22 protein-coding genes are annotated in these 20,444 nt (G+C 40.4%); 18 read left to right on the top strand and 4 right to left on the bottom strand.

Annotated features, from left to right (window positions below):
* Positions 1 to 154 precede the first annotated feature (154 nt).
* From FTT92_RS04375 to FTT92_RS16685, 15 genes are all read left to right on the top strand, one after another.
* Positions 155 to 745, top strand: coding sequence for a nitroreductase family protein (locus tag FTT92_RS04375; protein WP_218948321.1), 591 nt, complete (start codon positions 155 to 157; stop codon positions 743 to 745).
* 60 nt (positions 746 to 805) lie between these two features.
* The gene (locus FTT92_RS04370) at positions 806 to 1,879 is read left to right on the top strand and encodes an NAD(P)H-dependent glycerol-3-phosphate dehydrogenase (protein ID WP_180115237.1); all 1,074 of its coding nucleotides are present in this window, start codon (positions 806 to 808) and stop codon (positions 1,877 to 1,879) included.
* A 79-nt stretch (positions 1,880 to 1,958) separates the two neighbouring features.
* The gene (locus FTT92_RS04365) at positions 1,959 to 2,414 is read left to right on the top strand and encodes a histidine phosphatase family protein (RefSeq protein ID WP_078193626.1); all 456 of its coding nucleotides are present in this window, start codon (positions 1,959 to 1,961) and stop codon (positions 2,412 to 2,414) included.
* 27 nt (positions 2,415 to 2,441) lie between these two features.
* Positions 2,442 to 3,581: a type II secretion system protein GspL gene (gene gspL, locus FTT92_RS04360; protein WP_180171530.1), complete on the top strand. Its 1,140-nt coding sequence runs from the start codon at positions 2,442 to 2,444 to the stop codon at positions 3,579 to 3,581.
* A complete protein-coding gene (gene gspM, locus FTT92_RS04355) occupies positions 3,581 to 4,060 on the top strand; it encodes a type II secretion system protein GspM (protein WP_180171529.1) in 480 nt (159 codons plus the stop codon). The genes gspL and gspM overlap by 1 nt, the downstream gene beginning before the upstream one ends.
* Before the next feature lie 90 nt (positions 4,061 to 4,150).
* Positions 4,151 to 5,152, top strand: a complete 1,002-nt coding sequence (locus FTT92_RS04350) for a quinone-dependent dihydroorotate dehydrogenase (RefSeq protein WP_078188867.1) — start codon at positions 4,151 to 4,153, stop codon at positions 5,150 to 5,152.
* A gap of 5 nt (positions 5,153 to 5,157) precedes the next feature.
* On the top strand, positions 5,158 to 5,745 hold the full coding sequence (locus FTT92_RS04345) for a CvpA family protein (protein ID WP_180171528.1): 588 nt from the start codon (positions 5,158 to 5,160) through the stop codon (positions 5,743 to 5,745).
* 24 nt (positions 5,746 to 5,769) lie between these two features.
* Positions 5,770 to 7,308: an amidophosphoribosyltransferase gene (gene purF / locus FTT92_RS04340; RefSeq protein WP_078193623.1), complete on the top strand. Its 1,539-nt coding sequence runs from the start codon at positions 5,770 to 5,772 to the stop codon at positions 7,306 to 7,308.
* 91 nt (positions 7,309 to 7,399) lie between these two features.
* On the top strand, positions 7,400 to 9,289 hold the full coding sequence (locus tag FTT92_RS04335; RefSeq protein WP_180023879.1) for a M48 family metalloprotease: 1,890 nt from the start codon (positions 7,400 to 7,402) through the stop codon (positions 9,287 to 9,289).
* Between the two features lie 174 nt (positions 9,290 to 9,463).
* Positions 9,464 to 10,111, top strand: coding sequence for a hypothetical protein (locus FTT92_RS04330; RefSeq protein ID WP_180003008.1), 648 nt, complete (start codon positions 9,464 to 9,466; stop codon positions 10,109 to 10,111).
* A 20-nt stretch (positions 10,112 to 10,131) separates the two neighbouring features.
* Positions 10,132 to 11,103, top strand: coding sequence for a D-glycerate dehydrogenase (locus tag FTT92_RS04325; RefSeq protein ID WP_180171527.1), 972 nt, complete (start codon positions 10,132 to 10,134; stop codon positions 11,101 to 11,103).
* An 85-nt stretch (positions 11,104 to 11,188) separates the two neighbouring features.
* Complete coding sequence (locus tag FTT92_RS04320) at positions 11,189 to 12,628, top strand: M48 family metalloprotease (RefSeq protein ID WP_180171526.1); 1,440 nt, start codon at positions 11,189 to 11,191, stop codon at positions 12,626 to 12,628.
* Positions 12,629 to 12,749: 121 nt separating this feature from the next.
* Complete coding sequence (locus FTT92_RS04315; RefSeq protein WP_111885700.1) at positions 12,750 to 13,109, top strand: hypothetical protein; 360 nt, start codon at positions 12,750 to 12,752, stop codon at positions 13,107 to 13,109.
* A gap of 68 nt (positions 13,110 to 13,177) precedes the next feature.
* Complete coding sequence (locus tag FTT92_RS16690) at positions 13,178 to 13,366, top strand: hypothetical protein (RefSeq protein ID WP_257231582.1); 189 nt, start codon at positions 13,178 to 13,180, stop codon at positions 13,364 to 13,366.
* A gap of 15 nt (positions 13,367 to 13,381) precedes the next feature.
* On the top strand, positions 13,382 to 13,714 hold the full coding sequence (locus tag FTT92_RS16685) for a GNAT family N-acetyltransferase (protein ID WP_373684095.1): 333 nt from the start codon (positions 13,382 to 13,384) through the stop codon (positions 13,712 to 13,714).
* A gap of 113 nt (positions 13,715 to 13,827) precedes the next feature.
* Here FTT92_RS16685 and FTT92_RS04305 read toward each other — a convergent pair whose 3' ends face one another.
* Positions 13,828 to 14,274, bottom strand: a complete 447-nt coding sequence (locus tag FTT92_RS04305) for a GatB/YqeY domain-containing protein (protein ID WP_078193617.1) — start codon at positions 14,272 to 14,274, stop codon at positions 13,828 to 13,830.
* 39 nt (positions 14,275 to 14,313) lie between these two features.
* The gene (rpsU, locus tag FTT92_RS04300) at positions 14,314 to 14,529 is read right to left on the bottom strand and encodes a 30S ribosomal protein S21 (protein WP_001136722.1); all 216 of its coding nucleotides are present in this window, start codon (positions 14,527 to 14,529) and stop codon (positions 14,314 to 14,316) included.
* A 146-nt stretch (positions 14,530 to 14,675) separates the two neighbouring features.
* Between rpsU and tsaD the strand changes: the two genes are divergently transcribed.
* Positions 14,676 to 15,692, top strand: a complete 1,017-nt coding sequence (gene tsaD / locus FTT92_RS04295) for a tRNA (adenosine(37)-N6)-threonylcarbamoyltransferase complex transferase subunit TsaD (protein ID WP_180171525.1) — start codon at positions 14,676 to 14,678, stop codon at positions 15,690 to 15,692.
* Between the two features lie 39 nt (positions 15,693 to 15,731).
* On the opposite strand, the gene FTT92_RS04290 is transcribed toward tsaD, so the two are convergent.
* Complete coding sequence (locus FTT92_RS04290) at positions 15,732 to 16,700, bottom strand: Lrp/AsnC family transcriptional regulator (protein ID WP_180171524.1); 969 nt, start codon at positions 16,698 to 16,700, stop codon at positions 15,732 to 15,734.
* Positions 16,701 to 16,797: 97 nt separating this feature from the next.
* Here FTT92_RS04290 and FTT92_RS04285 point away from each other — a divergent pair, with 97 nt between their 5' ends.
* Together FTT92_RS04285 and FTT92_RS04280 are read left to right on the top strand one after the other, a co-directional pair.
* Positions 16,798 to 18,093 (top strand): MFS transporter, encoded by a 1,296-nt coding sequence (locus FTT92_RS04285; protein ID WP_180171523.1) that lies wholly within the window; start codon positions 16,798 to 16,800, stop codon positions 18,091 to 18,093.
* Positions 18,090 to 19,433, top strand: coding sequence for an amidase (locus FTT92_RS04280; protein ID WP_180171522.1), 1,344 nt, complete (start codon positions 18,090 to 18,092; stop codon positions 19,431 to 19,433). Before FTT92_RS04285 ends, FTT92_RS04280 begins: the two co-directional genes overlap by 4 nt.
* A 70-nt stretch (positions 19,434 to 19,503) precedes the next feature.
* Here the strand turns inward: FTT92_RS04280 and FTT92_RS04275 are convergent, their stop codons facing one another.
* Positions 19,504 to 20,376, bottom strand: coding sequence for an ATP-binding protein (locus FTT92_RS04275; RefSeq protein WP_078193612.1), 873 nt, complete (start codon positions 20,374 to 20,376; stop codon positions 19,504 to 19,506).
* Positions 20,377 to 20,444 lie beyond the last annotated feature (68 nt).

Here is a 20,444-nt window from a genome sequence, read left to right as displayed (position 1 = left end):
AGGGAACTGCTGTACAAGTTATGCGGTTTTTTTATAGTAAATCTGTGAATAAAGCTGACTTAACAAATAAGCACCGAGTCTGATGTAAACATTCTAGAGTAAGTTATTGAGAATATGCTAATCTTGAGCAAACGTTTTAAAGTACAGTGTATAGATGTCAATTCTAAAATCAGCAGTTGATACAGTTCATCAAAATATTCATCAGCGTCAGTCGATTGGTCATTTAATTGAACCTGCGCCGAATGCTGAGCAATTGGAAAATGCGTTTCAAGCCGCTTTAACGGCGCCAGATCATCATCGTCTTAAGCCTACGCGTTTCGTGATTATTTCTGAAACTGAACGTGAAGCATTTGGTGAGTTGCTTTCACATGCTTTAGCCGATACTGGACAAACAGAAGAAGCGCAGTTGGAACGTGTGAAACACCATCCATTTCGTGCGCCACTATTGGTTTTGGCTTTAACTCAATTACAAGATCATCCCAAAGTTCCGCATTTCGAACAAATTTTAAGTTCAGGCGCAGCAGTACAAAACTTTTTGCTCTCTTTACAAGCACAGGGCTTTTCAACCATGTGGCGTAGTGGGGCGGTGGTTGAATCTAAATTGTTTAAACAAGCCTTGGGTTTAACGGAAAATGATTTGATTTCAGGCATTATTTATATCGGTACAGCAGTTAAAGCCATTCCACCGCGTGCTGAAATACAGTCTGCTGATTTTGTAAGCCATTGGCATAAAGCAAACCAATAAAAGTGAAAAATAGGTCGATTGAACAAGATCGATTAGTTAAGAAATTAGGATAAAAGAACAATGTCAGAACTTGATTTTGCAAGTCTTGTTAGCCCTGTGTCAGTCGATCAAAAAACTGCACTACGTGTTACGGTGTTGGGTGGTGGGAGTTTTGGTACTGCGATGGCCAATACCGCAGTACGTAATGGCTGTGACACCATGATATGGATTCGTGATGAGGCGGTGGCTGCGGATATCAATGCAACACATATCAATAAACGTTACTTGCCAGATTTTCAATTAGAAGCTGGTTTGCTTGCTGTTTCAGATTTAGAAAAAGCAGTATGTAATCGTGACATTATTTTAGTGGCTATTCCGAGCCATTCTTTCCGTAGTGTTTTAAAGCAGATCAAGCCTTTTATCACGTCACAAGCAGTGGTGTCTTTAACCAAAGGTATTGAAGCCAATACCTTTAGCTTTATGAGCGATATTATTCGTGAAGAACTTCCTGAAGTCCCTTATGGTGTGCTTTCAGGGCCAAACTTGGCGAAGGAAATTGTTGCAGGACAACCAGCAGGAACAGTGATCGCAAGCCAATCTGAACTGGTTCGTTATGCTGTTCAACAAGCGCTGCACAGTGCTTTGTTCCGTGTATTTGCCAGTGATGATGTGCATGGCGTGGAATTGGGCGGTGCTCTGAAAAATATCTATGCAGTCGCGATGGGTCTAGCTGCGGCTTATGGTGTCGGTGAAAATACCAAGAGTATGATTTTGACACGTGCTTTGGCAGAAATGAGCCGCTTTGCAGTGAAATTAGGCGCAAACCCATTAACATTCCTAGGTTTATCTGGTGTCGGTGACTTATTTGCAACTTGTAGTAGTCCACTCAGCCGCAATTACCAAGTCGGCTTTGCACTCGGCAGTGGTAAAAGCTTAGAACAAGCGACCAAAGAACTGGGACAAACTGCGGAAGGGATTAATACTATTGTGCAAGTACGCGCACGCTCTGACGAGCTCGGTGTGTATATGCCAATTACCAGTGCCTTGTACGAAGTGATTTTTGAAGGTGCGCCGGCACTGAATATTGCATTGTCACTGATGAAAAATGGCCATCGCAGTGATGTTGAATTTGTCTTGCCACATCAGCAAGTTTAAGTTTGCTGATTAATATGCAATACACATAGCTTTGTCATACTGGCTGTATATAATGTGCGGAATAGAATAAGGAAATTTTATGCAACTGACATTGGTTAGGCATGGCGAAGCTGCTCCACCAGTAATGGGGAATGATGAAAAGCGTCCTTTAACAGCGCGCGGACAAACTCAAGCGGCAGAAACTGCAGCATATTTGAAAGATATAATTCAACCAGACGTTTTTGTGGTGAGTCCGCTACTGCGGGCGCAGCAAACACTTTCATCTTTGCAAAAACATTTTCCACATGTGCCTGTGGTTATTTGTAATGCCATTAAACCGGAAGATGATGCCAAAGTTGCAGTGGAATGGTTGTCACATTTACCGTATGAGTCTATTGTGGTGGTGTGCCATATGAACGTTGTGGCACATATGGCCAGTGTTTTAGTCTCAGAATATTTTAATCCCTATGCTTTGGCAGAAGCGCGCATTTATGAACAAGCGGTCATTGCTCCAGGGTTATCAACACAAATTAAAACGTTTATACCATCAACATAAAAACCAATTAAAACGGCAGAAAAATTAATGTTGTATTTATGGATGCCCGACGCCAATGGGGTTTGGCAATGGTCAGAAGGGGATTTCTGGAAGCAGTCATCGACGCTTGAACAATTGATTCAGGAAATTCAGCCACATGCGGGAAAGGAAGCGGTTGTTTTCTTTCCAAGTCGTGATGTACAAATCATTCAGCAAAATTTTCCAAAAAACCAATATAAAAAACTTGGCCCAGACGGCGTAAAATATTTACTTGAGGAATATGTCATTTTGCCTTTGGATGCAATGAAAGTATTGCATCATTTTCAAAGTCCAGATGAATTAACGGTCATGGGGGTTGCGCATAGTGCAGTCGAAACGATGCAGCATGCTTTGACACTAATCCCTGTGAAAGTCATTTCGTTATTACCTGACTTTTTGGTCTTGCCAAGCCCAGAAGCTGGGCAACATGTTTTGGCAAATGTCAGCGGTCATTTATTGGTCCGAAATAGTGAATATGTCGGTCAGTCTGTTGATGATTTGGCATTGTATTTAGATTATCAAATTGGTCAGCCGAACTATAAGATTTCAAATCTAAGTTCAGATCAGACGCATAGTCTTGAAGCCGCTGTAACGCATGATCACATTGAATCGTTTCATTATGAACTACCCAATATAAAAAAACCGAAACAACATCCACTCAATGTTTTGCCGAAAGCCAAAGCCAATACGGGTGTGAGTGGCTATTGGAAAGCATGTGCAGCGGTTTTGGTTGCGGCTCTAATTACTCAGTTTAGTTATGATGCAGTTCGCTGGTATCAATACAAAAAAGTGGCCAATATCACTGCGGCACAAGCGATTGATCAGTTTAAATATTGGTTTGGTCAAAGCTATCCTGTGACCGAACAAACGCTGAAAAGCCAGTTCGAATCACAATTGCGTCAGAGTCAAACGGGCAATGCGCAGGCGCTGTCCTTGCTGAGCCGTGTCGGGCCAGTTTTGATGCAAAACCAAATTTCTGCAAATCGTGTGAGCTATGAAGCCTCGATGTTAAATATGGAGCTAAAAGCCAATTCGGCAGAAGTACTACAAACCCTAACCAATCAATTAAAACAACAAGGTTTTAAAGTTGAATTAGGGAATATTCAACCAAGTGCCAACGGCGCGATTGGATTGGTGAAAATACAATAATGACAAAAATGGAAAACCTACAGCAAGGTATAGATGGGCAAATTGAGCGCATCACTGATTATTTAGACCAACTTTCTACTCGTGAACGAGTCATGGTGATCTTTACCACGATTTTTGTTGTAGTGGCAGCGATTGGTTCGGCACTATTTTATATGAACAAAGCTGCAAATTTTCAACAAAAGCGCGTGAATGAACTTAAAGATACTGTTGTTTGGATGCAAAGTAATGCCGTCACGATGAAACCAGCAGGTGATACACAACTGAGTGCGTTGGAAAAAGTTCAGCGTGTGTCGCAACAACAGGGCTTGTCAGTGGCATCGCAACAAGTCGGCGAGCAAATACAGATTGCTGTGATGCATGAAAATTATGCAATTCTGGCCAATTTTTTGACGCAATTGGTTCAAATTGGCTTAAGTATTGAAAAGATGGAATTAAGTTCTGAAGCAGGACAGGTCAAATTAACAGCGAGTGTACAATAATCGGTAAAAATAAAGATCTGCTAAGCATGGCGTTTTATTTGTGCTGTGCCTATAATATGCCGACTTAAAAAGCAGTAGACTTTTATAGATATGTTGTATTCTCTAGCCCGCCCTTTGTTGTTTACTTTAGCACCAGAGCGTGCACATGAGCTGACATTATCGCTGTTGAAATCTTCTCACAAGATGGGAATGATGCGTCAAAACGTGGCGTCTAAACCAGTGACATGTATGGGAATCGAATTTCCGAATCCAGTTGGTTTAGCAGCCGGTCTTGATAAAAACGGTGCTTATATCGATGCGCTGGCGAGCCAGGGCTTCGGCTTTATTGAAATTGGTACAATTACACCACTTCCACAATCAGGAAACCCTGAACCTCGTTTATTTCGTTTACCGAAAGCAAAAGCCATTATTAACCGTATGGGTTTTAACAACGATGGCGTGGATCAGCTGATCGAAAATGTCAAAGCTGCAAAATTTAAGGGTGTACTTGGGATCAATATCGGTAAAAATGCAGTCACACCTGTTGAAAAAGCAGTTGACGATTATCTGATTTGTCTAGAAAAAGTTTATAACTACGCTTCTTATATTACCGTTAATATTTCATCTCCTAACACAAAAAATCTTCGCAGCTTACAAAGCGGTGATGCTTTGACTGAACTGTTAGAGACGCTCAAGAAACGTCAACTCGAGTTGGCGGATGAAAATCAACATTATGTACCTTTAGTACTTAAAGTTGCACCAGATCTAGAACCAGAAGACATTAATTTTATTGCACAACAATTGTTAAAATTTAAAATTGATGGTCTGATTGTCACCAATACGACTTTGTCACGTGAAGGTGTTGAAGGCCTTCCATTTGGTGATGAAGCTGGTGGTCTATCCGGTGCGCCAGTCTTTGAAAAAAGTACGGCATGTTTGGCGGCTTTTGCTAAAGTATTAAACGGTCAAATTCCATTGATCGGTGTGGGTGGTATTTTGTCGGGCGCAGATGCTGTTGCGAAACAAAAAGCAGGAGCAAGCCTTGTACAAGTGTATAGTGGCCTCATATATACAGGTCCGACACTTGTAAAAGACTGCGTAGACGCATTGTAAATATCATGAATACCATTGATATCTTTATACTGATTATTTTGCTCATTGGAGGGCTTAACGGTTTGCGTCAAGGATTTGTAAAAGCCTTTGCGAACTTCATTGGATGGATTCTTGCACTTGTCATTGCGGCAAAGTATGCAACCGTCCTTGCACCTTCGATGACATCTTTAAGTACAGATCCAGTGGTACAGAAGATTGCCGCGTTCGCATTTATTGTATTGTTGATTGTAGTCATGACTTGGGTCGCGACATGGTTATTGAACAGTATTTTGAAAACATTAAAGCTCGGTCCGTTAAATCGACTGGCAGGTGGTGTTTTTGGAAGCTTAAAAGGATTGTTGGTGGTGCTGATCACTATGCAGGGGCTAGGTCCTTGGGTAGAAAGTTCACCACATTGGAAACAATCTAAAATGGTTCAGTTATTATTGCCATATGCGCCTTGGGCAACCGAATTGTCCAAAGATGCTGCAAATCAAGCACTTCATCATATTCAGTCTGAAGATGCTCAGAAATCTTCAGACCTCCCATCTGAGTCGCAGAACAAGCACGGACGTTCTGGATCGGGTGAGTCAACAAATAATCCTTTTTATTAACCCTAGCTTGTCTGCGAGGTTGCTATGTGTGGAGTAGTTGGTATAGCTGGTAAATCACCTGTTAACCAAATGTTGTTTGATGCGTTAACGATGTTACAACATCGTGGACAGGATGCAGCCGGGATCGTAACTTGTCAGGATGGTCGTTTATTCCTGCGTAAAGATACGGGTATGGTGCGTGATGTGTTCCACACACGTCATATGCGTGCATTACAGGGTAATTATGGTATTGGCCATGTTCGTTACCCAACTGCTGGTTCTTCAAGCAGTGCTGAAGCTCAGCCATTCTATGTAAACTCACCTTATGGCATCACGCTTGCACATAATGGTAACTTAACCAATGCTGCTGAAATTCATGATGACTTGTTCAAGACTGACTTACGTCATATGAACACCGATTCAGACTCAGAAGTATTATTAAACGTATTTGCTCACGAATTGCAAAAACGCGCAAAACTTACACCAAGTGCTGAAGATGTATTCCACGTGGTATCACGTGTGCATGAACGTTGCAAAGGTGGTTATGCGGTTGTTGCTATGATCACCGGTCAGGGCCTTGTGGGTTTCCGTGATCCAAATGGTATTCGTCCATTGATCTACGGTTCGCGTGAAACTGAAAATGGTATGGAATATATCATTGCGTCTGAATCTGTCGCAATTACAGCGCTCGGCTTTAAGGTTGAACGTGATATTGCACCGGGTGAAGCAATTTATATTACTGCTGATGGCGTGATGTCGACCAAGCAGTGTGCAGTAGCCCCTGAATATCGTCCTTGTATCTTTGAATACGTATATTTTGCGCGTCCAGATGCAACCATTGACGGTATTTCAGTTTACAAAGCACGTTTGAAAATGGGCGAAAAACTTGCTCAGAAAATTCTACGTGAATGGGGTGATGAGCACGATATCGATGTCGTGATCCCAATCCCTGATACTTCACGTACTTCGGCGCTCGAGCTTGCAAATACCTTAGGTGTGAAATTCCGTGAAGGCTTCATGAAGAACCGTTATATCGGTCGTACCTTCATTATGCCGGGTCAGCAACTTCGTAAGAAATCTGTGCGTCAAAAGCTTAACCCTGTAGAGCTAGAGTTTCAAGGCAAAAACGTACTATTGGTTGATGACTCGATTGTTCGTGGTACGACTTGTAACGAAATCATTCAAATGGCGCGTGATGCGGGTGCGAAAAAAGTCTTCTTTGCGTCTGCAGCACCGATGGTGAAATATCCAAACGTGTACGGGATTGATATGCCAGCCAAATCTGAACTGATTGCGTCAGAACGTAGCGTTGAAGAAATCCGTGAAATTATTGGTGCTGATCGCTTGATTTTCCAAGACTTGGAAGATCTGAAATCTGCAGTACGCACCAAGAAAGTCCCTGAGTTACAAGACTTTGATTGCTCGGTATTTGATGGTAAATATGTGGCAGGCGGTATTGATGCTGAATATTTGGCAGCATTAGAGCGTAAACGTAATGACTCTGCAAAAAATGAAAAGCCAGCTTATATCGATGTTAACATTGATGCAGCTTCTGTGGATTTAACAGGTGTTCGCGAAGAATAATCTGCTGAAAACACACTGAAAAAGCGGGAATTTCCCGCTTTTTTCATTTATGATGAGCAAACAAAAGACAATGTAGCTTAAGGGTATTACATTGAGACGTGTGGGTTATGATTTTATAAAAAACAAAAATATGTTTTGGCCTGTCACCATGTGTATGGCGGCAGTGTTTTTGACCGTCGCAATTATTAATGTAATTGTCGGTTTAATTGTGGATTATTATGATTCCACTCAGTCTATCTATTGGCATGTCCTTAGCCCATTTTTAGTGGCTACTGTACTGCTGATTATGTTGGTTTCAGTTCTCTATGATTTTTACACCTTTCGCTTAGGTGGTTATTCACTTGCAAAACAGTTAGGTGCGCGACGTCTGAGTCTCATTGAAAGTATTCCTGAAGAAAGTGTTGCACTGCGTATGACTGAGCAGCTGGCAGATACCTTTCTAATCGATACTCCCGCACTTTATGTCTTACCTGATGAAGTGGGTGTGAATGCGCTCACCGCTGGTTTTAGCCCTCGAGATACATCGATCATTTTAACCTGGGGTGCCTTACAAACCCTAGATGAGATGGAAATGTATGGTTTGCTGAGCCATGAATTTAATAAGATCTTGTCGGGGGAAGCTGCTGAAAATACCCGTTTGAAAATCTTATATAGCGGTTTGACGACCTTTAGTCAGTGGGGCAGTAAAATTGCAAAACGTGGTTTCTATAAAAATGGACAAGCAAGGGACAATAAGTTTGAAACGCTCTTTGTAGCGATTGGCGCAGTTATTTGGTTGATCGGTAGTTTAGGTGTTTTGATTTCCCGCTTTATTAAATATATCTCTTTGGGTTCTCGAACCTATCGTAATGACCAGAAAACTAAACGTCTGATTCAAAATGATGCCAATATTCAAACCTTATTAAGGATTTATGTGCATCATTCAGGTTCGCAAATTCATAGTGAATATGCGGAATCGATTTCTCATATGTGTTTTGCAAACTCACTCAGTCCGCAAAACTGGATGAATATTCACCCAAGTATTGAACAGCGTATTTTTGAATTAAATCCGGCGCTCATTCATGACCTGCAACTAGAAAATTTAAAAAAACTGCGAAACCAGCCGCTATTTTATTTATTCCGTTCACTAGAAGAAGCTAGTCCAGATGTTGCAACACCATGGAACTCGCCACAACCATTACCTTTACTGCGCTTGTCACCGATTAGTTTTGCGATACGAGATGCAATTAAACCGTTGAACCCTGAGATTCGTGAAAATTGGCAGCGGCCTGAATTGATCCAACGTGCCTTGCAAACAGCAACGGGTTCGCGTGAGGTGATGGTTGCTATTTTAATGATTCGTCAGTATCGAGAGTTTATTCCGACTGAAGCTGAAGTGAGTCGTGCGATTGTGGATGCCTTATTGAATCTTGATGGTCGTGTGCATATCTCCATTTTTCATGAGGCATGTAAAAATATTGGTACCATGCCAGCAACAATTTCACGGCAGTTCTTAACCAAGCTGGCCAAAATTATTCAGGAAGATGGTGAAATTGGTTTGCTCGATGCATTACTACTTGAAACAGTCAAATATGAGTTAAATCTGTTGCCTGCACATACACCTACATCTTTAGAAGATGTAAAACCGAGTATTGTGCGTTTGATTGATGCCTTGTTGCATGTGCAACAAATTAACAGTGATAACCAACTCGAAGTGCGTGAAAAAATCCTCAATCGAATCTTAACGAAAGAAGAACTAGAGTTCTATCGCGATATATCTGATGAGCCAATTGATTTGGCTGAAATCCTAAATGATATTTCTGGGCTGCTGCTGCGTGAGCGGTTAAGCATTCTTGGGGTTGCTGAAATATGTTTATGGAATGATCGAATTATCACGCAAGATGAGTTGGATGTTTTGCAGCTACTATATTGGCGTATTGGATTTGAATCAGCTGAGATAGTTGAACTAATGCAAAAGAAAAATAGTTTAATGATCGTATAATTATTTATAGCGGCTTGATTTATGAATAAATTGTTTAATTTTAAGTCAAAAGTAGTCTGAGCAAGTCTACATAATCATTAGAGAAATAGAGTGGTCTAATTGATTTATAAAAGTTCAGCAAAAACCAATGAATCCCGTTAGAATAACAAGCCTTGAATAGGTGAAAATGAAAGCATGATTGGGCATCAGCGAAGCATAATGGCGGCAATGGGAATTGATATATGGATTCCTCAGGCGGCTCCGTGTCAGCAATTTAGCTCAAATATTTGGCGAGATCAGGCGGCTCCTGAAATAGTCTCTGAAATTCTACTCAAAAATGAGCCTCAGCCAACGCCTGTTTCATCACAGACTGAGCTTAAAAAGAACGTTGATATTGTTGTAAATCAATCTGTAGAAGCACCTAAAGATGAACCAAAGGTTGTTGAGCCTGTTGAAGTTCGTCCAATTGTTCAAATCCCTTCGTTTAACTTAGAAGCCATCTGTTTAATGCACTGTGTCATTGTCATTGATGCCACAGAATTAACGGCAGAGCAGCAAGTTTTGTGGAGCAATATTCAGCGCGCAGTCAGTGCCGATTTTTTTGCCTTACAGTGGCCTTTTGGTTGGGTGAATTTGCAAGATGGTCGTGGTGCAGCATCTTATGTACAGGGTTTTATCGATGCGATGAGCTTGGATAAAAATGTCATTTGCCTAGGCGATATTCCGCATTTAGAGCATGCGAAGGTGTATCCATTGGCATCTTTACAGCAAATGATTGAACAGCCTTTATTGAAAAAACGCCTATGGCAATTTATGCAAAATAAGGCAGGACAAAATACTTAAATTACGTAAATGGAAAATTTATGCAAAAAAAAGTAGTGGTTTTTAGTCAAATAGATCAAGAAATAATTCAACGTTTAGAACAACAATTTAAAGTTTTCCAAATTAGTCCTAAATTGGGCGATGTGAATCAGCAAATTCTTGAGCATTCAAAAGATGCTGACGCCATGATTGGTGCGGGACGTTTGTTGAATGCCTCAAATTTAGCTCATACATCACAATTAAAAGTCATCTCAAGTGTAAGTGTCGGTTATGACAACTATGATCTAGCATTTTTAAATCAAAAAAATATTTGGTTGAGCCATACTCCGCATGTATTGACGGAAACTACAGCAGATTTAGCATTTACCTTGTTGATGAGTGCAGCACGTAAAGTGCCTGTATTGGATCAATGGACCAAACAAGGGCAGTGGAAGCGTACAGTGGGTCCTGAGCAATTTGGTATGGATGTCTTTGCTAAAACCATCGGAATTATTGGCTTAGGACATATTGGCGCAGCCATTGGGCGTCGTGCTCGCTACGGCTTTAATATGAATGTACTCTATCATAATCGCCGAGAAAAAATTGAATTGGCTGAATCGTTATCAGCGCAATATTGCGATTTGGATGATTTGTTGCAACGTGCTGACTTTGTGGTCGTTGCAGTGGATTTAAATGCAGAATCGAAAGCTTTAATTGGTGAACGTGAGTTGGCCTTGATGCAATCGCATGCGGTATTGGTCAATATTTCACGCGGTTCAGTGATTGATGAAGCCGCTTTAATCGATGCATTAAGTCGTGGTCAAATTTTTGCAGCAGGCTTAGATGTGTATGAGCAAGAGCCACTTCAAGAATCGCCATTATTTACATTAGCCAATGTCGTGACATTACCCCATGTGGGTTCAGCAACAGCGGCAACTCGTAAACGTATGGCGGAATTGGCTTATCAAAATTTAGTGGATGTTTTGGTACATGAACGCGCGCCACGCTATGTGGTCAATCCAAAATTTGTATAAACAATCACAACAGTTTTCTCCATAATTCACCAAAATTCAATGCTATATTCGATGAAGTACGAATATGAAATTTAGAGAATAGACTTTGAAAAAGATTTTACTGGCATGTGGTCTCGGGCTTTGTTCGACATTGGCGCAGACGCAGTCCGTAGATTTTAGTTCATCCCCACAATTTTCTGTGCCTGAAATTGGTAGTGGCGTCGGCTTGTTGGATCAACAAAAAGAACGTGCCATTGGTGAGAAGGTGTATCGTGAGGTGCATCGTCAACTCCCTGTGACTGAAAATCCGTGGATGGAAGATCGTCTTTTATCTGTCTTTACGCATATTTTGAGTCAAACTCAACTCAATCAACCGGTTGGTTTGTTATTAATTAATGATCCACAAATTAATGCTTTTGCTGTACCTGGTGGTTTATTTGCTTTAAATGCAGGATTAATTAATTCAGCACGTAATATGGATGAAGTGGCAGGGGTGATGGCGCATGAAATTGCACATGTATCACAACGTCATTACAGTCGTTCGCAGGAAGCCTTTAAAGGGCAAGGTTTACTGTCACTAGCCGGTATTTTGGTCGGTGCCTTGGTGGCCTCACAGGCAGATGGTGATGTCGGTGCGGCTGTAATGATGGGCTCACAAGCCGCTTTGATGGATAAGCAACTAACCTATAGCCGAAACCAAGAACGTGAAGCAGACCGTATTGGGATGCAGTATATGTACCGTGCTGGATACAATCCGCAAAGCATGGCTGACTTTTTTGAAGTAATGCATCGCTCTACGAGTCGAGTGAGCTTTCTACCTGATTTTTGGTTGACGCATCCTTTAACCACGGAGCGTATGAGCGAAGCGCGCTTACGTGCCAATCAGTTGCCTCAAGTTAAAACTAGTTTGGTTGATCAAGATTTTGAAATTCTGCGCTGGTATAGTCGAGTATTGTCAGGTCAGGCGACTGAATTGCAATTAAATGCGATGGTGGCGCAAAAGAATTATGCAGCTGAGTTGGCTTTGGTGAGCTTGCATATTAAACAAGGTGACTTTAGTGCTGCTCAAAAGTTATTAAATGAAGCAGCAAAACAAAATGCATCGCATGCACTTTTTACTATTTTGCAGACCGATGTGTTGTTGGGACAAAACAAAACAGCCGATGCTGTGAACGCTGTGAAAAGTTCGGCAATCATCATGCCTGAAAATCGTGCAATAAATTATAAATATGCAGAGGCTTTGATTCGAAACAAAGAATATGCGCAAGCACAACTGATTCTACAGCGATTTTTACAAGCAAATCCACGTGACTTGAGTGGTTGGCGACTGATGTTGCAAATGGCTGATGCAGACAAAGATGCAAGCTTCCGTTCGGTCAATGTGCTGCGATATCGAGCTGAAGTAGAGTATTGGGGCGGGGATGAAGAACGCGCGATTAAATCTTTGCTACAGGCGCAGCGCATCGCCAAAGACTCGAAAAGTCTTTCTGCAAAAATCAAGCAGCGTGTAGACGAAATGCAAAATGAGCGGAAATTAAAAATATAAAGATTTCAACTGTGATGCACTTATCTATGTTGATTATAAAGTGCAAATTGTAGTTTTAGTGGCTTAGATTAATCAGTGTAAACTAGCTGGATGTAAAATGTTTATGATTAAGAACTTACAAATGAAAAATATGATTTTGGCGGCCTGTCTGTTGGGCTTAGCAACGAATATTGCAGCAGCTAGCGCAGAACAATATGTGATCGCTGTGAATGATATTAACGAAAAATATAAAACCGATGTACGCCAATTTTTTAGTCAGTTAGACCCGCAGCAACAGGGATTTAAAGCAGACCAGCAAGTGAAATACTGCGGTATTGTTCAGACTTATGTAAATGATCTATACCGTGCTGCAGACGAAAATCGTGCATTTTTAGATCGTGAGTACCGTAATATGAATAAGCAGGATGTGATTCAGCAGGTGATCGCATCAAAAGAGATGCAATTATTAAAAAAATATAATGTGCAATGTGCCCTAAATTAAAAATAAATTGATAAGCATTTTAAATCATCACGAGAAACTGAATAAAAATGAAACTCAATGATTTTGAGATGAGTCATGGCAGAATCACGCTTCAGTTGATTCAGCGCCACGATGCAAAAGCACTTTATGAGGCTATTTGTCAAAGTATAGTAACCTTACGAATGTTTCCTGCAAGTTTGGCTTGGTCCTTACAAGAACCTAATTTAGATGCTTCATTGGCATTTTGTGATTCGAGAGTGTTGGCTGCGTTAAATTAGGAAAATTTTGTTTATGTGATTCGTGAGCAACAGTCGCATAACTTTCTAGGTGTCATGGATATTCATCAAATCAATTGGATGGAAAACCAAGCTGCCGTTGGATTTTGGGGAAATGTTGAATTTAAAGGGCAGGGTTTGATGACAGAAGCTTTGCAGTTATTTGTGGATCAATTATTGAATGATCTAGGATTTCAGCAATTAAACGCTTTTGTAGATGTAGAAAACAAACAAGCACGACGTCTATGTGAACGAGCAAATTTTAAATTGATTGAAATCGAACAAGCTGCAATTCAAAATCCAGTAGATGGAAGTTGGCGAGATATTTGTAAGTATGAAATCGTTAGATAATAAAGAAAAAATAAATGATGTATGTATTTGAATTATTTTTGAATTTGGATAATTTGGTTATTTAAGTCATCAGCGTACTTAAATAGACCAAATCAAACAATATAGATGAAAGATTAAGAGAGTTTCGCTTTAATTTTAGCTGAAACTTGTGCAGGATCGGCACGTCCGGCTATGAGCGGACGTAGAGAGTTCATCACCTTACCCATATCTTTCATGCTAGTAGCTTCTTGCGCAGTAATTGTTTGCGCAATGATGGAATCAAGTTCTTCCTCAGTCATAGCTTCTGGTAGAAATTGAGATAACACCTCAATCTCGGCTTGTTCCTTACTAGCTAAATCATCTCGGTTTGCACCTAAAAAGGCTTTAACCGATTCTTTGCGTTGTTTGATTTGCTTTTCAATGACCGCAAGAACTTGCTTATCGTCAAGCTCTATGCGCTCATCGACTTCGATTTGCTTGATTGCTGCCTGTAGACTACGTATTACCGTTAACTTGTCCATTTCTTTAGCACGCATAGCGGCTTTTAAAACTTCAGTTATTTGGTTTTTTAAAGTAGTCATTTATCTTGTCCAAGTTAGTCAATCAATCACAAATTAATCTTAGTAAAGGCGAGTAGTACGTACTGATTCGCGAGCCAATTTCTTTTGGTAGCGTTTAACAGCAGCAGCTTTTTTACGTTTACGTTCTTGAGTTGGTTTTTCGTAGAATTCACGTTTACGAACGTCAGCAAGAACACCCGCTTTTTCGCATGAACGTTTGAAACGACGGATAGCTACGTCTACTGGTTCGCCTTCTTTCAATTTAACTTGTGGCATGAAGAATCCTCATTAAGTTATGGATAAGATCTCGGGTCGAATTACCCTTGATCACAAGTGAAGGTCAGTATTTTACTCATTTACATCTCATATCACAAGTCTATAATAGGTTTCGCAATATTTTGAAATGGGCAAAAGGCAGTTTAATGATCGTTTTAGGCTTGGAAACTTCGTGTGATGAAACAGGACTCGCACTCTACGATAGTGAGCAAGGATTACGCGGACAAGTATTGTATAGCCAAATCAAACTGCATGCAGAATATGGTGGTGTGGTACCTGAATTAGCTTCACGTGACCATGTGCGTAAGTTAATTCCGTTATTAAAACAACTGCTTGAAGAAAGTAAAGTTGATAAATCTGAAATTGATGCCATTGCATATACTCGCGGGCCGGGCTTGATGGGTGCATTAATGACAGGCGCATTGTTTGGTCGTACGTTGGCATTTGCACTGAATAAACCTGCAATTGGTGTACATCATATGGAAGGTCATATGTTGGCGCCGCTGTTGTCTAAAACTCCACCAAAATTTCCATTTGTGGCACTTTTAGTCTCTGGCGGACATACTCAATTGATGGCTGCTTATGGAATTGGTCAATATGAATTATTGGGTGAGTCGATTGATGATGCAGCAGGTGAGGCATTCGATAAAGTCGCTAAAATGATGGGTCTACCATACCCAGGTGGTCCAAATATTTCGAAATTGGCGATCAATGGTGACATCAATGCCTTTGAATTTCCACGTCCAATGCTACACCAAGGTTTAGATTTTTCATTTAGTGGTTTAAAAACTGCCGTTTCAGTTCAATTGAAAAAAGTTGAAGGCGAAGGTCGTGAGGCGGATATCGCTGCATCATTCCAAGAAGCGTTGGTTGATACATTGGTGAAAAAATCAGTGAAGGCCTTAAAACAAACGGGTTTAAAACGTTTAGTTATTGCCGGTGGTGTAAGTGCAAACAAGCGTTTACGTGAGCGCTTAGAAGCTGACTTGGCAAAAATCCGTGCAAATGTGTTTTATGCAGAACCTGCGCTGTGTACAGATAATGGTGCAATGATTGCGTTTGCAGGTTATCAGCGTCTTAAGGCGGGTCAGCATGATGGTTTGTCTGTTACAACTACACCGCGTTGGCCGATGACGGAATTGAGTAATCCAAACGAAGCGTAAAAATCGTTAAAAAAAAGAACCGCATTTGCGGTTCTTTTTTTAATCTAAATTTGAAAATAACTGCGCGCTGCTGATTTTTCGCATAAATCCTGCACGTTTTAATGCCAATGTCACCATGTTAGTATTGCAAGATTGAATGCCTTCAAAATTACCAAGATCTTCTGTAATGAGTTTCCATAAATCACTTAAATCATTACATAGGACATGCCAGAAAAATTGTGAATCTCCACTAATGCCAAATAGGCAGCGTGTGTTTTTAAGTTCAGACAAGGTCTTGGCAATTTGATTTGCTGCATCTGGACGAGCTTTAATCAAAATAATCGCTTCGGACTTATAGCCCATCAAACTGGGTTCTACATCGACACGAATGTTGAAAATGCCTTCTTCCAATAAATCATTCAATAATTTCTGAGTTTTATGTTCACTGAGTTCGATTTGCTCTGCCAAACTTTTAATAGATGAACGCCCATCAATAGACAGAGCATGAATCAGTTTTAACTCTATTTCAGTCAAACTTCTAAAATTGATGTTTTTATCGCTTGTACCTTCTAAAGCTTTGGGTTTGCTTGCCCAAGTAAATGGTTTTAATACGGCTTGGGTTTCTACGGTTTTAATATCCGGAATATGCGTAACAAAATCATGCATCCAAACAGAGAGATCGGCGGCCTTTTCTAATCCAATTTCAAGGAAAATATCGGCAAGTCCTGTGGTTAGAAAAACAATGCGTACTTCTGGACGGTTTGCAAAAAATTGCGCAACTTCTTTTTCCTTCCCAAATTTCACACTTATCCAGACATGAACGGTGTAACCCTTATTGGCAACCACAGGATTTAATTCAATTGCAGTTCGTATAACTTGGTCATCTAGCAATCTACCTAGACGTCGAGACAGCTTTTTTTCAGGGACATCACTAATCTGGCTCAGTTCTCGCCATGATCCTCTCGGATTGGAGATAAGAGCTTTGATGCATGCAGTATCGATTTCGTCGAAACTAAAAGATTCACTCATGATGATTGACTTGTCTAAAAACTAATTATAATCTAAATTTAAGTCTAGAAAATAAAATACAACCTGTATTTATGTCTAAATATTAAATGAGACGCTTATGGATGAGTCAAAAATGCAAAACTCAATTCCCACACAAGGAAATGTATCACAAAAGAAAGTTATTCTTGCAGGAACTGTAGGAAATGCTATTGAATGGTTCGATTGGACGATTTATGCAACTTTTGCAGTATTTTTCGCGAAACAATTTTTCCCTTCAGATGATCCAACTGCATCCTTGCTTGCGACCTTCGCAATTTTTGCTGTAGGTTTCTTCATGCGCCCATTAGGTGGAATCGTATTGGGTATCTTTTCTGACCGCTATGGTCGAAAAGCAGCTTTGGCCGCAACCATCATAATGATGGCAGGTGGTTCTTTGATGATAGGTCTTTCACCAACCTATGAATCAATTGGTATTTTTGCGCCGATTATTTTGGTATTAGCGCGATTACTTCAGGGTTTATCTTTGGGTGGTGAGTTCGCTTCAGCGGCAACTTATCTTTCAGAGATGGCACCAAAAAATAAACGCGGATTCTATTCAAGCTTTATGTTTTTCAGTTCAGCGATTGGTATTTTGATGGCCTCAGGTCTTGCTTGGGCTTTAACAAGTACTTTAACTGAAACCCAAATGAGCGAATACGGATGGCGTATTCCGTTTATTTTGGGTGCGATTGGCGGCTTGGCGGGTATGTGGATTCGTAAATCAGTACCTGATAGCGAAATGACCCATAAAAAAGAATCAGTAAAAAATCCTTTGATTGTACTGATTAAACGTCATCCGAAAGAAACGCTTCGTATTGTGGGTATTTCTATCTTAACAACATTTGCATTCTATATTTTTGTGGTCTATGTCCCGACCTATGCCATTAAAGTTTTAGGCGCAGAGCCACAAACAGCCTTTGCTGCAAATACTGTTGGCTTAATTATCTTTATGTTGTGTCAGCCTGTATTTGGCTGGCTATCAGACAAAATTGGGCGTAAACCACAGTTGATCGTATTTGCTGTGGGATATTTAGTGTTCTTTTATCCAATCATTAAATGGATGGATGGCACGTTTGCATCAATTTTATTGGTCGAGCTTTTCGGCTTGGTTTTATATGCTTTATATACCGCCATTGGCCCAGCTGTCATGTCTGAACAGTTTCCGACAGAAGTTCGTGCAGTTGGCATTGGCGCACCCTACAACTTGATGGTGGCTTTACTCGGCGGCACAACACCGTATGTGCTAACTTGGCTACAAAGTATTGGTAAACAAGATTATTTCTACTTTATGGTATTGGTTGGCGCATTATTAACATTAATCACGTTTATGAAAATGCCTGAAACGGCAGGAAAAGGTTTGGAAGATATAAAATGAATATTGTGAATTTATCTGCACTTGAGCTTGGTCGCCAGATTGCCTGCAAAAAGATAACTTCAGTAGAGACAGTTCAATTTTATATTGATCGAAACCAAACATTTAAACATCTAGATTGTATTTCGGAATTATTCGAAATCGAGGCTTTGCAACAGGCACAACATTTAGATGAGTTGCTTCAGCAAGACACTCGATTGAGTCCATTTCATGGTGTGCCAATTTTACTAAAGGATAATCTGGATGTAGCGGGTCATATCACCTATGCAGGTACGGTTTATTTAGATCAAAAAGCGCAAGCGAACTGTAAACTGGTTGATCAATTGCAAGATTTAGGTTTTGTGATTTTAGGTAAAACTAAAATGACCGAGTTGGCTTTTGGTTTGTCTGGTCAAAATCCAATGCAAGGCACACCTAAAAACCCGTGGGCAGAGCAGCAATTTGCACCGGGTGGATCATCTTCAGGTTCAGCGGTTGCTGTGGCTAGTGGTCTTAGTCCTATGGCCTTTGGCGGTGATACAGGTGGTTCGATTCGTACACCAGCAGCATTAAATGGCATATTTGGTTTTAAACCTTCAGCCCATAAAATTGCCGACACGGGTGCAGTACCTTTATCCAAAACTTTAGATACTCTAGGGCCTTTTGCACGATTTGCAGATGATATTAGCGCTTTAGTCAATGTATTGATGGATGTAGATGTTGGAGCGGCATCAAGTCAAAATGTAATTTATGCTTTAGATGAATCTGCATTTCCATATCCGCTTGAGCCTGAGGTATTAACCCTTTGGCGCGAAGGGCTAAAACGCATTGAATCATTGGGAATCGAAATTAAAAACTGGCAACCACCTGCACATTTCGATTTTCATAATTTATCGGACCGGACGTCTGACATTATTGCTTATGAAAGTTATTTATATCATGGCGATACAGCTGAAAATGCTGAAACACAGATGTGGGAATTAGTTCGTCAGCGTGTGCTACGCGGTAAGAGTATTTCACAGGAAAAATACGAGTCATTGATTGCAGAGCGAACTGAGTTTCAGCAGACATTTAAAGCTTCTTTAAATGGTCAATGTTTGCTGTTTCCAGTGAGCCCATTCCTTACAGCTGTGTCAAGCTCAACGGATACCGAGTTTAGTCATGTGGGTGAATACACGCGTCCATTTAACTATTTAGATGCACCAAGTTATGCTTTTCCAATGACTCAAAGTGAAAGTGGACTGCCGATGGGTATTCAATTGGTTTCATATCAAGCTAATGATGTTAATGTGGTAAACACAGTGCAGAAAATTGCCAATGGTTTAGGTATTCGTTCTGTCCTTCCACCTATTTGTCAGAATTAAAGAATCATTTGTCATATTCAATTATAAAGAACCGCTATTGCGGTTCTTTATTTTATTTAGTTTTTTGGCTCTAGGCTTGTTTAAGTTGTTCTGACCCAATCCAATGCTTTGAAAATTGATAAGCAGCACGCCCTGAACGTTGCCCACGACCTTGACACCAACGTAGTGCCTCAGCACGCGCTTCATCTGTCCAAGGCATTGCAGCTTTAGCCAAATAATGTTCAACAATTTCTAAATATAAATTTTGATCCATTGGGTAAAACGACAACCACATGCCAAAGCGGTCAGAAAGAGATATTTTTTCTTCAATCGCTTCTTGTGGATGGAGCTCAGTATATTGAGGCACATCTACCTTGGTTACAGGTGTGTTTTCATGCATGAATTCTGGCAATAAATGACGACGGTTACTGGTAGCATAAATAATAAAATTACTTGAACCTGATTGTAATGAACCATCCAAAACACTTTTTAAGCTGCGATAGTTTTCATCTTCAGCATTAAACGCCAAATCATCACAATACACGATAAATTTTTCAGGGCGATTTTCAATTAACTTTTGAATTTCTGGCAAATCAGATAAATCATCACGCTCAATTTCAATTAAACGTAAACCTTGGTCTGCATAATGGGTGAGCAGAGCACGGACGATGGATGATTTACCTGTACCACGAGAGCCAGTAAGTAAAACATCATTGGCAGGTAAGCCTTTTAAAAACTGTAAAGTGTTTTGAATCACTTTTTCTTTTTGACGTTCAATTCCTTTTAAGTCTTCTAAATACATGACTTTGGGCTGTTGAATGGCCTTAAGCTGCTTATCTTGCCATTTGAAAGCGATACTCGAAAAATCGGGTGCTTGTTTAAGCTCAGGCAAACTGTGCTGTAGTTGTAAGAGTACAGTAGATAGCGATTGAAGGATGTTGTCAGGTAAATCAATTGTAGCCATGATAAGTCAGCTTGTCGTGTCTTGTTGTTGGTTGGTATATGACAGCAGTGTACATCAATAATGCAGTT

The organism is Acinetobacter sp. YH12023, assembly GCF_013420135.1.
In the GTDB taxonomy this organism is placed as follows: Bacteria; Pseudomonadota; Gammaproteobacteria; order Pseudomonadales; family Moraxellaceae; genus Acinetobacter; species Acinetobacter amyesii.
This window is presented reverse-complemented; position numbering and strand designations above follow the sequence as displayed.

Bases quoted from the DNA above. Each gene is read 5' to 3' on its own strand.
- FTT92_RS04330 (WP_180003008.1), top strand. From the start codon at position 9,464: ATGATTGGGCATCAGCGAAGCATAATGGCGGCAATGGGAATTGATATA.
- FTT92_RS04290 (WP_180171524.1), bottom strand. From the start codon at position 16,700: ATGAGTGAATCTTTTAGTTTCGACGAAATCGATACTGCATGCATCAAA.
- rpsU (WP_001136722.1), bottom strand. From the start codon at position 14,529: ATGCCACAAGTTAAATTGAAAGAAGGCGAACCAGTAGACGTAGCTATC.
- FTT92_RS04325 (WP_180171527.1), top strand. From the start codon at position 10,132: ATGCAAAAAAAAGTAGTGGTTTTTAGTCAAATAGATCAAGAAATAATT.
- FTT92_RS04365 (WP_078193626.1), top strand. From the start codon at position 1,959: ATGCAACTGACATTGGTTAGGCATGGCGAAGCTGCTCCACCAGTAATG.
- gspL (WP_180171530.1), top strand. From the start codon at position 2,442: ATGTTGTATTTATGGATGCCCGACGCCAATGGGGTTTGGCAATGGTCA.
- FTT92_RS16690 (WP_257231582.1), top strand. From the start codon at position 13,178: ATGAGTCATGGCAGAATCACGCTTCAGTTGATTCAGCGCCACGATGCA.
- FTT92_RS04375 (WP_218948321.1), top strand. From the start codon at position 155: ATGTCAATTCTAAAATCAGCAGTTGATACAGTTCATCAAAATATTCAT.
- FTT92_RS04350 (WP_078188867.1), top strand. From the start codon at position 4,151: ATGTTGTATTCTCTAGCCCGCCCTTTGTTGTTTACTTTAGCACCAGAG.
- FTT92_RS04285 (WP_180171523.1), top strand. From the start codon at position 16,798: ATGGATGAGTCAAAAATGCAAAACTCAATTCCCACACAAGGAAATGTA.
- FTT92_RS04345 (WP_180171528.1), top strand. From the start codon at position 5,158: ATGAATACCATTGATATCTTTATACTGATTATTTTGCTCATTGGAGGG.
- FTT92_RS04370 (WP_180115237.1), top strand. From the start codon at position 806: ATGTCAGAACTTGATTTTGCAAGTCTTGTTAGCCCTGTGTCAGTCGAT.
- FTT92_RS04280 (WP_180171522.1), top strand. From the start codon at position 18,090: ATGAATATTGTGAATTTATCTGCACTTGAGCTTGGTCGCCAGATTGCC.
- FTT92_RS04315 (WP_111885700.1), top strand. From the start codon at position 12,750: ATGAAAAATATGATTTTGGCGGCCTGTCTGTTGGGCTTAGCAACGAAT.
- tsaD (WP_180171525.1), top strand. From the start codon at position 14,676: ATGATCGTTTTAGGCTTGGAAACTTCGTGTGATGAAACAGGACTCGCA.
- purF (WP_078193623.1), top strand. From the start codon at position 5,770: ATGTGTGGAGTAGTTGGTATAGCTGGTAAATCACCTGTTAACCAAATG.
- FTT92_RS04305 (WP_078193617.1), bottom strand. From the start codon at position 14,274: ATGACTACTTTAAAAAACCAAATAACTGAAGTTTTAAAAGCCGCTATG.
- gspM (WP_180171529.1), top strand. From the start codon at position 3,581: ATGACAAAAATGGAAAACCTACAGCAAGGTATAGATGGGCAAATTGAG.
- FTT92_RS04275 (WP_078193612.1), bottom strand. From the start codon at position 20,376: ATGGCTACAATTGATTTACCTGACAACATCCTTCAATCGCTATCTACT.